This window comes from Catenuloplanes japonicus (assembly GCF_000717135.1).
GTDB lineage: Bacteria > Actinomycetota > Actinomycetes > Mycobacteriales > Micromonosporaceae > Catenuloplanes > Catenuloplanes japonicus.
In genome coordinates this window covers 77,597-93,550 of sequence record NZ_JNXY01000007.1, presented here as the reverse complement: position 1 = coordinate 93,550, position 15,954 = coordinate 77,597, and the positions used below count along the sequence as shown (strand labels likewise).

12 protein-coding genes and 2 tRNA genes are annotated in these 15,954 nt (G+C 71.8%); 9 read left to right on the top strand and 5 right to left on the bottom strand.

Annotation, left to right across the window (positions count from 1 at the left end; all coding sequences use genetic code 11):
- Positions 1-11: 11 nt before the first annotated feature.
- From OP04_RS13555 to OP04_RS49595, 3 genes are read left to right on the top strand one after another with little or no spacing between them, the layout of a single operon-like run.
- Positions 12-1,427 carry a S8 family serine peptidase gene (locus OP04_RS13555; RefSeq protein WP_198153812.1) on the top strand — a complete coding sequence of 472 codons (1,416 nt, stop codon included), beginning with the start codon at positions 12-14 and terminating at the stop codon, positions 1,425-1,427.
- A 48-nt stretch (positions 1,428-1,475) separates the two neighbouring features.
- Entirely contained in the window at positions 1,476-2,210 is a 735-nt protein-coding gene (locus OP04_RS13550) for a hypothetical protein (protein ID WP_157239791.1), read from the top strand.
- A complete protein-coding gene (locus tag OP04_RS49595) occupies positions 2,207-3,538 on the top strand; it encodes a WXG100 family type VII secretion target (RefSeq protein ID WP_051797819.1) in 1,332 nt (443 codons plus the stop codon). Before OP04_RS13550 ends, OP04_RS49595 begins: the two co-directional genes overlap by 4 nt.
- 181 nt (positions 3,539-3,719) lie before the next feature.
- Here the strand turns inward: OP04_RS49595 and OP04_RS13540 are convergent.
- The 3 genes from OP04_RS13540 to OP04_RS13530 form a co-directional block, all read right to left on the bottom strand.
- Positions 3,720-3,796 (bottom strand) — tRNA-Ile (locus OP04_RS13540).
- A 106-nt stretch (positions 3,797-3,902) separates the two neighbouring features.
- On the bottom strand, positions 3,903-6,005 hold the full coding sequence (locus OP04_RS13535; RefSeq protein WP_033340000.1) for an MMPL family transporter: 2,103 nt from the start codon (positions 6,003-6,005) through the stop codon (positions 3,903-3,905).
- Positions 6,006-6,246: 241 nt separating this feature from the next.
- Positions 6,247-6,319 (bottom strand) — tRNA-Asn (locus OP04_RS13530).
- Positions 6,320-6,532: 213 nt separating this feature from the next.
- Here OP04_RS13530 and OP04_RS13525 point away from each other — a divergent pair.
- On the top strand, positions 6,533-6,844 hold the full coding sequence (locus tag OP04_RS13525) for a hypothetical protein (protein WP_033339999.1): 312 nt from the start codon (positions 6,533-6,535) through the stop codon (positions 6,842-6,844).
- A 63-nt stretch (positions 6,845-6,907) separates the two neighbouring features.
- On the opposite strand, the gene OP04_RS13520 is transcribed toward OP04_RS13525, so the two are convergent.
- Entirely contained in the window at positions 6,908-7,918 is a 1,011-nt protein-coding gene (locus tag OP04_RS13520; protein ID WP_033339998.1) for a YihY/virulence factor BrkB family protein, read from the bottom strand.
- A gap of 90 nt (positions 7,919-8,008) precedes the next feature.
- On the opposite strand from OP04_RS13520, the gene OP04_RS13515 reads away from it, so the two are divergent.
- Positions 8,009-10,282, top strand: coding sequence for a putative bifunctional diguanylate cyclase/phosphodiesterase (locus OP04_RS13515; RefSeq protein WP_033339997.1), 2,274 nt, complete (start codon positions 8,009-8,011; stop codon positions 10,280-10,282).
- A gap of 146 nt (positions 10,283-10,428) precedes the next feature.
- Here the strand turns inward: OP04_RS13515 and OP04_RS54615 are convergent, their stop codons facing one another.
- A complete protein-coding gene (locus tag OP04_RS54615; RefSeq protein WP_033339996.1) occupies positions 10,429-10,713 on the bottom strand; it encodes an LbetaH domain-containing protein in 285 nt (94 codons plus the stop codon).
- Positions 10,714-10,900: 187 nt separating this feature from the next.
- Between OP04_RS54615 and bdeA the strand changes: the two genes are divergently transcribed.
- From bdeA to OP04_RS13490, 4 genes are all read left to right on the top strand, one after another.
- Entirely contained in the window at positions 10,901-11,773 is an 873-nt protein-coding gene (gene bdeA, locus OP04_RS13505) for a bis(hydroxyethyl) terephthalate hydrolase (protein ID WP_033339995.1), read from the top strand.
- Positions 11,774-11,870: 97 nt separating this feature from the next.
- Positions 11,871-12,959 carry a hypothetical protein gene (locus tag OP04_RS13500; protein ID WP_033339994.1) on the top strand — a complete coding sequence of 363 codons (1,089 nt, stop codon included), beginning with the start codon at positions 11,871-11,873 and terminating at the stop codon, positions 12,957-12,959.
- Positions 12,956-14,485: a hypothetical protein gene (locus tag OP04_RS13495; RefSeq protein ID WP_033339993.1), complete on the top strand. Its 1,530-nt coding sequence runs from the start codon at positions 12,956-12,958 to the stop codon at positions 14,483-14,485. Before OP04_RS13500 ends, OP04_RS13495 begins: the two co-directional genes overlap by 4 nt.
- The gene (locus OP04_RS13490) at positions 14,482-15,918 is read left to right on the top strand and encodes an AAA family ATPase (RefSeq protein WP_232323577.1); all 1,437 of its coding nucleotides are present in this window, start codon (positions 14,482-14,484) and stop codon (positions 15,916-15,918) included. The genes OP04_RS13495 and OP04_RS13490 overlap by 4 nt, the downstream gene beginning before the upstream one ends.
- The last annotated feature ends 36 nt before the right edge of the window (positions 15,919-15,954 follow it).

Below are 15,954 nucleotides of genomic sequence, written 5' to 3'. Positions count from 1 at the left end.
GGGAACCAGCGGTGAAGCCCACGAGGGGCCGGCGCCGAGCCGGCGGGGCGTTGCGGTTCGCGGCGGCCACGCTGGCCATGACGCTGGCCGGCGGCGGCGCGCTGTTCGTCGCGCCGACGGCGGCATATGCGGACACGGTCGCGCAGGGCCAGAAGTGGTACCTCGACCTGCTGAAGATCTCCGAGGCCCACAAGATCTCCACCGGCAAGGGTGTGACGGTCGGGCTGGTCGACTCCGGCGTGGAAGGGTCGCACCCGGATCTCGCGGGGCAGGTGCTGCCGGGCTCGGGTGCGCCGGGTTTCGCGGGTGACGGGCTGTCCGATCCCAGCGGTCACGGCACCGGCATGGCGGCCATCATCGCCGGCAAGGGCGGTGGGGCCAACCACGTGCTGGGCATCGCGCCGGGCGTCAAGATTCTGCCGTACGCCGCGAGCGGCGCCGACGACCGGACCAAGGCGGACGCGTCCGCCGCGGGCATCCGGTGGGCGGCGGACCAGGGCGTCAAGGTGCTGAACCTCTCGTTCGGCTCGGACGCCGAGCCGGCGCCGGCCGAGATCGAGGCGGTCGACTACGCGCTCAGCAAGGACGTCGTGGTCATCGCGGCGGCCGGCAACCTCAGCGAGGGCGACACCAAGGTCATCTCTCCGGCCAAGATCCGTGGCGTGATCGGCGTGACCGGCATCGGCACGGACGGGAATTTCTGGGCGGCCGGCTCCGTGCAGGGGCGTGGCGCGGTGGTCTCCGCGCCGGCGCAGAAGATCATCTCGGCCGGGGCCGCCGCGGCGGGGTCGCCGTACATCACGACCGACGGCACCAGCTCGGCCACCGCGATCGTGTCCGGCGTCGCGGCGCTGATCCGGGCGAAGTACCCGGACATGGACGCGAACAACGTGATCAACCGGCTGATCGCGACCGCCGACGACAAGGGCGACAAGGGCTGGGACGGTCAGTACGGCGACGGGATCATCAACCCGGTGGCCGCGCTGACCGAGGACGTCCCGACCGTGGACCGGAACCCGTTGCTTCCCAAGGACGGCAACGGCGGCGCGGCCGCGACCCCGCCTCCGGCGCAGGGCCAGCCAGGCGGCGAGGAGGACGGCGGGCTCGGGGTGTCGCTGGAGGGCGATCCGATGCCGCTCTACATCGCCGGCGGCGTGCTGGCGGTTCTGATCATCTTCGTGGTGGTGATGGTCGCGGCCCGCTCCGGCCGGAAGAAGACGCCCGCGCCGGCCTTCGCCCAGCAGGGCTATCCGCAGCAGGGCTACCCACCCCAGCAGCAGGGGTACGTGCCCCCGCCGCAGCAGCAGGGCTATCCGCCGCAGCAGGGATTCCCGCCGCCACCGCAGGGCGGATATCCGCCGCCCGCACCCGGCCCGCAGTACCCGCCGCCGCACGGCGGCCAACCGCCCTACCCACCGCAGCGGTGACAGAGGGCGAGGCACCATGAGTTCAGTGATCACGGGGAGGACAGCAGGATGAGTGGATCTGGGGGCGACGACGACCAGTACTCGGTGCCGGTCTACATGCCGCCGGTGGCGCGTGCGGTGTTCCCGCTCGCGCCGGTGCCGATCCTGGCCGAAGGCGGCGTGACGCAGGACAACGTGTGGAACACCCACCAACCGTCCTCGATCAACTCCGCGTCCGGCCCGTCGGGCACCAAGACCGAGTGGGACGCGGCCAGTCTGGACGGCGCGATCGCCTGGCTGGAGGAGCACTCGCAGTACCTGGGCGACCGGCTGCTGCCGGCCATGCCGATGGACATCAAAGAGCGGCTGATGGGCCCGTTCAACGACAAGGGCCGGACGTCGTTCGGCAGCTACCCGTCGGCCGGCGAGATGGCGCGCAAGCACCTGACGCACTACGACTCTGCCGAGCGGTCCGTGCGTTCCATCGCGGAGGAGCTGTGGCAGGCCGCCCAGACGCTTCGCACGATCAAGGAGCAGTACGAGAGCGCCGAGGGCGCGAACAAGTTGTCCGCGTCCGCGTTCGAGCAGATCTTCTCGAGCGAGTCGGCAGCCGGCCGGTACGGCGACGGGCAGGGCGCGGCCGACTACGACACCACCGCGCAGTACCAGGACGGTGAGTACCACACGCCGGGGACCACGACCTCGTCCTCGTCGTCCTCGGACACCTACACGGTGGCGCCGGGGCAGTACGGCACGAGTAGCAGTAGCGGCAGCGACAGCGGTTACGGAGGGCAGCAGGTATGAGTCCGTCCTGGGAGGAGATGGCGATCCAGGTCGTGGCGCACGGCCGCCCCGGTGACCTGAAGAGCGCGGCGCTCGGCTGGGAGGCGCTGCTGCGCAACCTGAACTCCGTGAAGACCAGCCTCGACACGAACGTCACGGACCTGGGCGAGTCCTGGAAGGGTGACGCGTACGAGGCGTTCAAGACGCACATCGAGGGGATCTCCAAGAAGATCCAGGACCTCAACGACGAGGCGAACCGTCAGGGGACCATCGTCGGCACGCTCAACCAGACGGCCGCTCTGATCGAGGAGGCGCAGCGGGACTTCCCGATCCCGAACGCGGCGCTGGGCGACATCCTGGAGGCGCGGGACGGTCACGTCGACGTCCCGACCGGGTTCTTCGACTACAAGCTGAAGCTCGAGGCCGGATTCTTCAACTCGGGCCCGATCGAGCTGATCAACGACATCGGTGACTCGGTGCGCGACGTCTTCACCCGGGAGAGCGAGGACGCGGAGCGCATCTGGGACGCGCTCAACGGCGACGTCCGGACCGAGTCGAACAAGACGCCGCAGGGCATCTACACCGATCCCGGTGGCGGGAACCGCACCGACTACAGCGGGTACGACACCAGCACCCCCAGCACCACCCCCAGCGGCGTCACGCCTCCCAGCGGCATCAGCGGTGGTGGCGGCCCGACCATGAGCCCGCCCGGCGTCGGCTCCGTGACGCCGCCCGGCACCGGCAACCCGCCCGGCATCGGTAACCCCCCGGGCACCTCGAACCCGTCCCTCGACCCGACCACCGGCGGCTTCGACCCCGAGGCCGGGACCGGGTTCACCCCCGGCACCGGCAGTGCGAACATCCCCAGCGGCACCGGTCTGGCCGGCGCCGGCGGTGGTGGCATCGGCTCCGGCGGCGGTGTCGGTGGTCTCGGCTCCGGCGGCGGCATCGGTTCGAGCGGCCTCGGCACCAGCGGTCTCGGCGCGGGTGCGGGCGGTCTCGGCTCCGGCGGTGGTCTCGGCTCCGGTGGCATTCCCGGCGGCGGCTCGCTCGGCAAGGGCGTCTCCGCGGGCGGCGCGGGCATGGCCGGCATGGGCGCGGGCGCCGGTGGTGCGGGCGCGGCCAAGGGCGCGGGCAAGGGTGGCGCGGGCAAGGGCGGCAAGCCGAGCCTCTCCGGCGGTGTCGCCGGCGGTGGCAAGGGCGGCGCCGGTCGCGCGGGCGTGGGTGGCCTGGGCGGGGGCGGCGGTCAGGGCGCGGGCTTCGGCAACGAGGAGGAGCGCAGCACCTGGCTCCAGGAGGACGACGACGTGTGGGGCGGCGGCGACGCGGCACCCGGCGTCCTGCGCTGAGATCTCGATCACGTAAGCGGTGAGCGGCGGGGAGGTGAGCCTCCCCGCCGCTTTGTGCACGCCCGACGGATCTCCCACTTCGAAGATCACAAATGAGAACAAAACGGACATGGTATTTGTCCGTTAATGATTCACTGATGACCAGCGTCGATGGACAAAATGACGTTTCCGCTGGTCAAGCTGGTGGGGCGGGCGGGACTCGAACCCGCGACCGAGGGATTATGAGTCCCCTGCTCTAACCGGCTGAGCTACCGCCCCAGCGCGGGGATCGTATCCCGAGCGCCGCTTCCCCGGCCACCGGCAATCAGCCGGGGCCGGGGGTCTTTGATCAAGCAGTACCACGTCTATATCGGCGGAATATCGGCTAAACGGAGATCAACCGACTGTCCTTCTCTGCCGAATTTTCCGGGCGCCGGGACAGCCGGCTCGGCCACCACACCCGGTCGCCGAGGTCGTGCACCAGTGCGGGCACCAGCAGTGAGCGGACGATCACGGTGTCCAGCAGCACGCCGACCGCCACCGCGGTGCCCAGCTCGGCCAGGATCACCAGCGGCACCACGGCCAGCGCGGAGAACGTGGCGGCCAGCACCACGCCCGCGGACGTGATCACGCCGCCGGTCACCACCAGGCCGCGCAGCACGCCGGCGCGGGTGCCGTGGGCGGCGGACTCCTCGCGTACCCGGCTCATCAGGAAGATGTTGTAGTCGATGCCGAGCGCGACCAGGAACACGAACGCGAAGAGCGGGATCGACGCGTCGATGCCGGGGAAGCCGAACACGTACCGGAAGATCAGCGCGCAGATGCCGAGCGTGGAGCCGAACGACAGCACCACGGTCGCGATCAGCAGCACCGGCGCCAGCAGCGAGCGGAGCAGCAGCGCGAGGATCACCGCGATCACGGCCAGCACCAGCGGGATGATCACGTTGCGGTCGTGCTCCGTGGTCTCTTGCGTGTCCAGTTGCACCGCGGTGTAGCCGCCGACCACCGCGTCCGCGCCCGGCACCGCGTGCGCGGCGGCCCGGATCCGGCGCACGGTCTCCTCCGCGGCCGCGCTGTCCGGTTCGTCCGAGAGCGTGGCCTGCAGCTGCACCCGGCCGCCGACGACCTTCGGCGGGCCGGCCGGCGCGCCACCCTCGCCGACCGTCCGCACGCCGCCGGCGGCGACACCGTCGACGCCCTGCACCGCCGTGGTGACGGCCGGGGCCGCGGACTGCGCGACGAAGATCGTGGTGGGGGAGCCGGAGCCGCCGTCGAAGTGGCGGGCCAGTGACTTCTGGCCGGTCACCGAGTCGGTCTGCGTGGTGAAAAGGTCCGACTGGCCGAGCGCGGTGCCGCCGACCTGGAGGATGCCGAGCGCGCAGACGGCCAGCGCCAGCGTGGTGCCGACCCAGGTCAGGCGCGGGCGGCGGGCCACGGTGCCGGCCACCCGCGTCCACAGTTTCGAGTCCTCCGACGATCCGCCGGTCCGCGGCCGGCGCGGCCAGAACGCCCCGCGACCGCCGAGCAGCAGCAGCGCGGGCAGGAACGTGAGCATCACGATCAGCGTCGCGGCGATGCCGACGGCCGAGATCGGGCCCAGTGCGCGGTTCGAGTTCAGCCCGGAGAAGAGCAGGCAGAGCAGGGCCGCGATCACCGTGGCCGCGGACGCGATGATCGCGGGTGCGGCGCCGCGCCAGGCGGCGAGGAGCGCATCGACGGTACGGTCGAAGCGCCCCAACTCCTCCCGGTAACGCGCGATCAGCAGCAGTGCGTAGTCCGTGCCCGCGCCGAACACCAGCACGGTGAGGATGCCCTGGGCCTGCCCGTCCAGCTTCACGACGTCGTTCTTGGCCAGGAAGTAGACCGCGGTGGCGGCCAGGCCGAACGAGACCGCGGCGGACAGCAGCGGGATGATCCACAGCACCGGGCTGCGGTAGACGACCAGCAGGATGACCAGCACCACGCCGCCGGTGACCAGCAGCAGCGTCACGTCGAGCGAGCCGAAGACCTCCTTGAGGTCCGCGCGCAGCCCGGCCGGGCCGGCCACGTGCACGGCCAGCCCGGTGTCCTGGTCCTGAACGGCCGCGCGGACCGCGGTGATGATCTCGTCGGCGTCGCGCGTGCTGTCCACCGGCACGATCAGCTGAAGCGCCTTGCCGTCCTCGCTGGGACGCACGCCCGGCAGCGGGCTGACCACGCCGTCCAGGCCGGCCAGCTCCGCGGCGTCCGCGTCCGCGCGCCGGCGGTCCGCGTCGGTGATGCCGGCGTCCCGCTCGTACACGATGATCGCCGGCATGGTGCTCCGGTCGGTGAACCCGGCGGCCTCGTTCGAGGCGCGGGTGGCCTCGGCGTCGGCCGGGAGGAACGCGGTGCTGTCCGTGGTGGAGACTTCACTGAGCTTGCCGGAGTACGGGCCGGTCACGCCGGCCACCACCAGCCAGCCGACGACGACGGCGAACGCGATCAGGACCGCACTTCGGGTGCGCATGACGGCTCCACTCCAAACCGACGCAGTAAACGACGCAACGGCCAACAGGGTAGCGGCTACCGATGAAGAACGCGCCCGGCGTACCCCCGAAGGATTTTGATCTTGAAAAGCCGGCGCGGAACTCGCGCGTCCCACCTCGCGCCACCATCACACCGTGGGGTCTCCGGGGCTCGGCCCCGGAGAATGACAAGAGGCCACCCGGTCCGCGCTTTCCGCGGACGGAGTGACCTCAGGACTCGAGCTCCCCCGATTGGACTCGAACCAATAACCTGCCGGTTAACAGCCGGCTGCTCTGCCAATTGAGCTACAGGGGATCGTGCTGCCGCCTGGGGTGTTCCCTTGCGACGCGGACAACATTACATGACGGACCCGGGGGTGACGCCACCGGGTTACCGAACCGGTTTCCGGACATTTCAGCGACTACCGCACACGGTGCATGGCCTCGGGGCAGGATGGGTACGTATCCCCGCAGCACAACACACGACAGGCGCGACCAACTGCGTCACAGTACGAGAGGAGCCGCCACCATGCGCGGAAAGCTTCTGTTCATCGGCGGGCTGGCCGCGGGGTTCGTTCTGGGCGCCCGCGCCGGCCGGGAGAAGTACGAGGAGCTGCGGGTCCAGGCCCGCAAGGTTCTGGACCACCCGACGGTGCAGGAGGCCACCGGCGTCGCACAGGCGCAGGCCACCCGCCTCTACGCCGAGGGCAAGGACAAGCTGGCCAACAGCAAGCTCGGCGAGAAGCTGTCGACCACGTCCAGCACCACGACGACCCCCGCCTCCTCCCTCACCGCGACCGACGACACGTTCTCGGGCTCCCGCAGCACCTCCGGGATCTGAGCCGGCAGCAAGAAGGGGCGCCCCGTTCGGGGCGCCCCTTCTTCGTGCCTGAATGCCGGAGGATCAGGGCTTCTTGACCTTGCGGTCGTCGCGCAGCTCCAGGAACGGCTCCTTGTCGGCCGGCGTGCCGGACGCGATCGCGCGCCGCCGCTCCAGCTCCGCGTCCAGCTCCGCGCCGAGCAGGATCGCGATGTTGGAGATCCACAGCCAGACCAGGAACACGATGACACCGGCGAGCGTGCCGTACGTCTTGTTGTACGACCCGAAGTTCGCCGCGTAGAACCCGAACGCGGCGGACGCGGCCACCCAGAGCAGCACGGCCATCACCCCGCCCGGCGTGACCCAGCGGAATCCTCCGGTCTTCGCGTTCGGCGAGGCCCAGTAGAGCACCGCGAACATCAGGCTCACGATCACCAGCAGCACCGGCCACTTGGCGATCTCCCACGCGGTGACCGCGGCGTCGCCGAGCCCGATCGCGGAACCGACCGTGTCGGCCAGCCCGCCGGTGAAGACCACGATGATCGCGCAGGCGACCAGCATCACGCCGACCAGCGCGGTCACGCCGACCCGGATCGGCAGCGTCTTCCAGACCGGGCGGCCCTCCGGCACCTCGTAGATCGAGTTCGACGCGCGCATGAACGCGCCCACGTAGCCGGAGGCGGACCAGAACGCGCCGATCAGACCGATGATCGCGATCACGCCGGACGACGAGTCCGCGCCGCTGAGCTGGTCGGCCATGCTGACCAGGATGCCGTTGACCGCTTCCGGCACCAGGCCGCCCAGGTCGCTCACCACGCGGTCGAGCGTGTCGTCGCCGATCAGGCCGAGCACGGCGGTGAGCACCAGCAGCCCAGGGAAGATCGACAGGACGGCGTAGTAGGTGAGCGCGGCCGCCCAGTCGGACAGGTTGTCGTCCTGGAACTCGGTGACCGTGCGCTTCACCGCGCTCCAGATCGAGTTGCCACTGAGCTGTGCCGGGCTGTCCGGCCCGTCCTCCGGCGACGCCGGAGCGGCTTCCGGAGAGTCCTTCTTGTCGGCCTCTGTCTCGTTGCGGTGCCGGTGCAGTAGTGACATCGCCGTCCTCCCTCTCCGCGTAGCTCCTCTCTGACTGCCCTGACCAGCGAAAATCTAACCCTGGCCGGGTAGGTGCCGACCGTTTCGGTCATGACCCGAGCTCAGCGGACCGTCGCTGTCGCGGCCCTCGTCGTGCTCGCCGCCGGCCTGGCCGCGGGCCTGCTGCCCGCGGCCGGGAGCAACCTGGGCCAGGGCCTGTCGTCGCTGCTCACGCTGGCTGCCGCGTGGACCGCGGCCGTGCTGGGGCTGCGGGCGGCGATGCGTACCTCGAACCTGCGCAACCGGGTCGCCTGGCGCCTGCAGTGCGCCGCGTACCTGGCCTGGTCGTTCGGGCCGGTCAGCTGGGCGTGGTACTACCTGGTCGCGGACGGTTCCCCGCAACCCTCGCCGGGCCTGATCGTCATCCGGCTGGCGTTCTTCGTGCTGATGCTCGCGGCGATCTGGGCCATGTCCCGGGCGGCCGGCAACCGGGCCCGGCTGCGGATGATCCTCGACGCCGTGGTCGCGGCCGCGGCCGTCTTCATCGTGGCCTGGGGCGGGATCTTCGGCGAGATCTGGGAGCGGGCCGGGGCGGGCCGGGCCGGCGTCGCGTTCGGGCTGACGTACGCGCTCAGCGACATGATCCTGCTGATCTTCCTGGCCGTGCTGGTCGCCACCGAGATCCCGTCCGGTCACCGGCGCGGCCCGCTGCTGGTCATGGCCACGCTGGCGACCATCACGATCGCGGACGTCACGTTCACCCACCGGGTGATGTACGAGGGCCGCCCGTTCGACGCGATCAACCCGGGCATGTGGACGCTCGCGTTCGCGTTCTCCGCGGTGGCCGCGCTCGGCTACCGCGGCACCTCACCGCGCCGGGAGACGGCCACGACGTCCCGGTTCGCGGTCTACGGGCCGTACCTTCCGATCGTCCCGGCCGCGGTCACGCTCGCGGCCCGGATCGCCACCGGCAGCATGCCGCGCGCCGCGGAGGTCGTCGGTCTGGTGGTCCTCTTCACCGCGGTGCTGATCCGGCAGGTGCTGGTGCTCGGCGAGAACCTGGCGCTGCTGCGCCGGCTCGAGGTCAGCGAGCGCGGGCTCCAGCACAAGGCCACCCACGACGCGCTCACCGGCCTCGGCAACCGCGCGATGCTCACCGCGCGCCTGCACGAGCTGCTACCCGCACCGCCCCGGCGGCTCAGCCTGCTCTTCCTCGACCTGGACGACTTCAAGGAGGTCAACGACAGCCTCGGCCACCCGGCCGGCGACGTTGTGCTCACCACGGTCGCCGCCCGGCTGACGACCGTGCTGCGGCAGGACGACACCGTGGTCCGGCTCGGCGGCGACGAGTTCGCCGTGCTGCTGGACGACTTCGACGGCGACCCGAGGGCGCTGGCCCGGCGGATGCTGGACATGTTCCAGGAGCCGTTCGAGATCGGCGGGCGGCACATCGCGCTCGGGTGCAGCGTCGGGCTGGTCGAGGTCGAGGCCGGCGACGCGCGTACCGCCATGGAGCTGCTCCGGGACGCGGACATCGCCATGTACGCGGTCAAGCGCGGCGGCAAGAACAACGTCCAGCTGTTCAACCCGGACCTGCACCACACCACGTCCGAGGAGCTGGAGCTGCGCGCCGACCTGGTCCGCGCGCTCGACGACGGGCAGCTGCACGCCGCGTACCAGCCGATCTGCGACGCGGCCACCGGCGAGATCCGCGGCTTCGAGGCGCTCGCCCGCTGGACGCACCCCACGCTCGGCCCGATCCGCCCGGACCGTTTCATCGCGATCGCGGAGCGCGCGCACCTCAGCCGCCGGGTCACCGCGGCCATGCTCGACAGCGCGCTGGCCGACCTGGGCGGCTGGATCGACGCGGGAGCGCCCGGCCACCTCAAGGTCAGCGTCAACGTGAGCGCGGCCGAGATCAGCGACCCCGCGCTGCCGGTCCGGCTCCGGGACGCGCTCGCACGACGCCGCTTGCACGGGCACAACCTGGTCGTCGAGATCACCGAGACCGCGCTGATGGAGCACTCGGAGTGCGTGGTCACCGCGATCCGCCGCATCCAGGCGCTCGGCATCGGCCTGGCCATCGACGACTTCGGCACCGGCTACTCGTCGCTGGCCCGCCTCAACCGCTTCAACGTCGAGTCACTGAAGATCGACAAGCAGTTCGTGGACGACCTGGGCACGCCGCGCGGCCGCGACATGATCGCGGCGCTGGTCGCGCTGGCCCGCTCCTGCGGGATGGCGACGATCGCGGAGGGCGTCGAGGAGACGTCCCAGCGGGAGACGCTCCGTGACCTGGGCTGCGACCAGATCCAGGGTTACCTGTTCTCCCGCCCGGTGCCGGCGGCCGACGTGCCGGCACTGCTCGGCACCAAGGTCGCTTAAGAGAATTCAAAAGCATTTTTCCCACTTTGTGGGTGGTTGCGGCCCGCACGCTCCCGCGGGCACCGGTCGTCGCTGGCGCTCCTCCCTGCGGGATCCGTGGGTGGCCGCCGGCGCGGTCTCCCATGCGCGCCGGCCGGTCCCGATCGTCAGGGGTGGGTGCGGGGTGCTCCTGCGTGTTCGGCGGGTGGTCGCGCGGGCGCGCGGTGCGTGCGCGGCAACACCGGATCAAGGAGATCGTCGGCGGCCGGTCGCGCGCGGGCGGGTCCGGGGCCGGCCGGTGGGCGGTAGGTCCAGGTGCGGTCCGCGTCGGTGATCGGGCGGAGGACGCGGGCCGGGACGCCGGCGGCCACCACCATCGGCGGGATGTTCGCGGTGCCGGCCGCGCCCGCGCCGATCACGGAGCCGCGGCCGATCGTGATGCGCTCGTCCATGCGGGCCGCCCTCTCGCAAAGTCGATCTTCCCTGCTCACAACCTAGATCACGGGCGAAAACCGGGGCGAGACCGGCGATTTCGCCGATGCGTGCCGCGGTCCGGCGCGCGCATATTTATCGACGTCCATCGAACCGTGGCCCTCCTCCGAGCCGCGGTTCCACGATCGAGGCAGGGAGTACAGCGACGTGCACAAGCCACGATTCCTGAGCGCGGCCGTCCTCGCGCTCGCGCTGACCGCCGGCGGGCTCACCGGGGCCGCACCGGCGTCCGCCGCGGCCGCCGGCCCGTACGAGCGCGGTCCCGACCCCACGAACGCCAGCGTCGAGGCGCTGCGCGGGCCGTTCTCCACCGCGGAGACCAGCGTGTCCTCGCTGCTGGTCAGCGGGTTCGGCGGCGGCACCATCTACTACCCGACGAGCACGGCCGAGGGCACGTTCGGCGCGGTGGTGATCGCGCCGGGGTTCACCGCGTACCAGTCCAGCATCGCGTGGCTCGGTCCGCGGCTGGCCTCGCAGGGTTTCGTGGTCTTCACCATCGACACGAACACCACGCTCGACCAGCCGGACAGCCGGGGCCGCCAGCTGCTGGCCGCAGCGGACTACCTCACCGGGTCCAGCTCGGTGCGGAGCCGGATCGACGGCAGCCGGGTCGCGGTGGTCGGGCACTCGATGGGCGGCGGCGGCACGCTGGAGGCCGCGCGGAGCCGGCCGAGCCTGCAGGCGGCGATCCCGCTGACCGGCTGGAACACGACCAAGACCTGGTCGACGCTGCGGGTGCCGACGCTGGTCATCGGCGCGGACGGTGACACGGTCGCGCCGGTCGCCACGCACTCGGAGCCGTTCTACAACGGCCTGCCGTCTACGCTTTCCAAGGCGTACCTGGAGCTGAACAACGCCACGCACTTCACGCCGAACTCGTCGAACACCACGATCGCGAAGCACAGCATCGCCTGGCTGAAGCGGTTCGTGGACGACGACACCCGGTACACGCAGTTCCTCTGCCCCGGGCCCGGGACCAGCCTGAGCGTGGAGGAGTACCGGAGCACCTGCCCGTTCTAGACGTAAATATCCCGATATAGACGTGGCGTGCCGTACATTTGTGCGACACGCCGCGTCTCTTCCTGGCATTCCCGCCTTGAGGCTGTACTTTGCTCGGATGGCGCAGACCAGCACGCCAGACGCCCGGCTCGACCGGCTCCGCGGCCCGGTGGCCCCCCGCCGCCACAACGCCCGCACGATCGCCGCGCTCACCGGGAACCCCGGCTGCACCCGCCGCGCGGTCCTGGACGGCGCCGGCGTGGACAAGATGAAGGTGGCCGAGCACATCGGCTTCCCCGGCCGGTTCGGCCAGTCGTCGTTCGCGATCGTGCGCGGCAACGTGTTCGAGGCGCGGCTCAAGGCGAACGAGGGCGCGGCGCTCGTCGGCCTCCTCGGCGTCGATGTCCCGAAATATCTGGATCTGTCGGGTGGGCCGAAGGCGTCCAACGAGGAGCGCTACAGCCGCACGCTCGAAGCATTGCGCGACAACCCGGACACGCTGCTCGACCACCCGATGCTGCGGCTCGAGGTCGCCGGCCGGCGCGTCTACCTGGAGCCGGACCTGGTCGCGTTCCAGCTCGACAACCGGTACCACGTCGTCGAGATCAAGTCGTTCCCGGTGATCGACGAGCAGGCCGACCCCGGCAAGGTCTCCGCGGCCGCCACCCAGGCCGCGGTCTACGTGCTCGCGCTCCGCGAGGCGCTGGCCGAGGCGGGCCGTGACCCGGAGACCGTCTCGCACCACGTGCTGCTGGTCTGCCCGAAGGACTTCTCCAACCAGCCGGTCTCCAGCATGATCGACGTGCGCCGCCAGCTCTCCGTGCTGCGCCGCCAGCTGTCCCGGATGGCCCGCATCGACCAGCTGCTCGACACGCTGCCGGACGGTCTCACGTTCGACCTGGAGGCCGGCGACGACGGCGAGCCCGCGCGCGACCCGGAGGCGCTGACCGCCGACATCGAGGCCGTGCCCGCCCGCTACGCGCCCGACTGCCTGGCCACCTGCGAGCTGTCGTTCTTCTGCCGCGCCGAGGCCCGCACCTCCACCGCGGTGCTCGGCCGGTCCGTGCGCGAGGAGCTGGGCGGCATCGAGGACGTGCAGACCGTGCTCGCGCTGGCGCACGGCACCATCGAGCCCACGCCGGACCAGGCCGAGGCCGCGGTGCTGCTCCAGGCCGCCTACCGGCTGCGCGCGGAGCTCGTGCCGTGAGCACGCTCACCGCGCTGGCCAAGGCGCAGGCGGTCGCGGCGGGACGAGCTCAACCGATCGCCACGGTACGACATGCGCATATTTCCGATATGCCGCTCGTGTTCATCCCGCTGACCATGGCCGGTGAGGCGAACGCGCCGCTCGCCGTGATGGTCGGCACCGACGAGGACCGCCCCGAGCTGCTGATCGTCCCGCAGCCCCGGGACCGCGGGCTGCGCTTCGACTTCGCCGCGCGCCTGGCCGAGATCCTGCTGCCGTACGCGGAGGGCTTCTGCTCCGCCACCGAGGCCGTCCCCACCGACCGCAAGCGCGACGTGCGCTACCGGTACCTCGACGCGCCGCAGATCATCGTGCCCGCGCCGGCCGGCATCGGCTTCGTCCGGCTGTTCGGCCGCTCCACGCGCTTCCGGCGCACGGACGGCGACTATCCGGTGCTCCCGACCGTACCGCTGCTGGGTCGTTGGCTGACGTTCTTCGCGGACCGCGCGGAGCAGCCCGGCTCGTCGATGCTGCTCTCGCTCACCGAGATGCTCTCCGCGCACTGGGCCACCGGTCAGAGCGGTCACGAGGACGCCCACCTCGGCTCGCTGGTCAACTGGATCGCGCCGCCGCCCGGCATGTCCGGCGCGAAGGCCGCGCGGCTGGCCGAGGACCCGGAGGTGTGCCCGCCGGCCGGCCCGGCCACCGACCCGGGCTTCGACAACGACGTGCTCGGACCGGCCATGGAGATCTACCGGGCCGCGTCCGAGGGGGACGACCCCGAGGCGGAGCGCGCGGCCTACCGGGAGCTGGAGGATCTGCTCCGCGGCCAGCTCGCGCCCACCTGGGAGCTGATGTGGCGCGGCCTGCGCGTCATGCGGTCGATGCCGCCCGGCGCGTCCGTCGAGGCCCGGTGGGCGCAGGACCGCGACGTGTTCAGCGACTTCTCGCTCTACGTGCAGGGCGGCGGCGCACCCCAGGCCCGGCGCGACGGCGCGGTCGCGGCCGCCACCCGGCTGCACAAACTGGAGCGGGCCGGCCAGTCGTACGCGATCGAGCGCGCCTTCGACGACCCGCTGATCATGGCGGAGCACCGGCTCGGCGGCGAGGCGTTCGTCGGCGAGGTCACGCTCTCCAAACCGGACCGGGTCGACGACACCGGCAAACGCCCGGTCCTGCGCCCCCGCATCCAGGTCGTGACCACAGATCCGGTGCTCTTTCCCGAGGGTACGACGCTGGTCTCCCCGTCCAAGCCGCAGCAGAAGGGCCGCGTGATCTTCGTGACGCCGGTCGAGGACGGCGGCAAGACCGAGGTCGTGCTGGAGCTGTCCGGCGGCATGGGCCGCGGCCTGCGCGCGCCGGCCGGTAGCGTGCCGGAGGTGGGGGAGCGGATCACGTACACCAGCCTCAGCCTCGGCTACGCGCCGCCCGGCACGTTCCCGTCCCGCGAGGAGACGCCGTGGACGCACGGCGGCCCGCCGCAGTACTCGATCGCGGACGACCCGCTGGACCAGGGGGATCACGCGGCGACGGAGGACTGGTCGTGAGCGCACCCGGCGCGGCCGCGAACGCGGTCGTCGACGCGGTCCTGGCGGACCTGGGCAAGGGCTCGCACCGCGGCGTCGTGGTCGACTCACCGCCCGGCGCCGGCAAGTCCACGCTGGTGGTCAAGGCCGCGCAGGTGCTGGCCGCGGCCGGTGAGCAGCTGATCGTCATCGCGCAGACCAACGAGCAGGTCGACGACCTCATCGACCGGCTCGCCACGGCCGCGCCGGACCTGCCGATCGGGCGGCTCTCGGCTGGCGACTACCGGGCCTCGGAGCGCGTGCAGCAGCACCGGTCCGTCACGGTCGGCGCCAAGATCGGCGACGTCGGCCAGGGCTCGGTGATCATCGCCACGGCCGCGAAGTGGGCCACGGTCGCGGACGGCTCCTGGGCCTGGGCGATCGTGGACGAGGCCTATCAGATGCGCTCGGACGCGCTGCTGCGGGTGGCGTCCCGGTTCTCCCGCGCGCTGTTCGTGGGCGACCCCGGCCAGCTCGACCCGTTCTCGACCGTGGAGTCCGCGCGCTGGACCGGCCTGACCTGGGACCCGATGCTCAGCGCGGTCTCCGTGCTGCTGCGCCACAACCCGGACCTGCCGGTCCACCGCCTGCCGGTCTCCTGGCGCCTGCCGCCGTCCGCGGCCGAGGTCGTCGCGCCGGCGTTCTACCCGTTCACCGGCTTCCGGGCCGGCACCGAGCCGGGCGACCGGTCACTGGTGCTGGACGTGGGGTCCGCGCGCGTGCACGTCCCGGAGGGGCCGGATCCGGACGCGGTGGACGCGGCCGTCGCGCAGGCGGCCGCGACCGGGTGGGCGCTCTACGAGCTGCCGGCGCGGCACACGATCCGCACCGACGGCGAGGCCGCTGCCGCCTGCGCCGCGCTCGCGCTGCGCGTGCTGGAGGCGGGCGCGGTCGCGGTCTCCGAGCGGTCGCGCGACGGCGCCGCGGTCGACGCGTCCCGGATCGCGATCGGCACGGCCCACCGCGACCAGGCCGCGGTGATCCGGAACCTGTTGCGCGGCACGCCCGGCGAGACCATCACGGTCGACACGGCGAACCGGTTGCAGGGCCGCGAGTACGACGTGACCGTGGTGCTGCACCCGCTCTCCGGCCGGCGTGACGCCACCGCGTTCCACCTGGAGTCCGGGCGGCTGTGCGTGCTCACGTCCCGCCACCGGCACGCCTGCATCGTGGTGGCGCGCGCGGGCATCCCGGACCTGCTCGACGCCCACCCGTCCACGGACCCGGTGCACCTCAACACGGCGGAACCGGCTCCTCGCGTCGTGCGGAGCGCCAGCGGAGCCCGGCGCGAGGTTTGCCCGCGGGAGCAACGCTGCCGGACCACGCCGGAAGCGGGCAAGCAAGATCTTGATCTGGACTCTTCTCCCGGCCGGCGCGAATTCCGGCGGCGAGACGCGGGCCGGGCCATCGCGTGAGCGGGTTCGGGGTCTGGGGTCGTCCCCAGGGAGGCT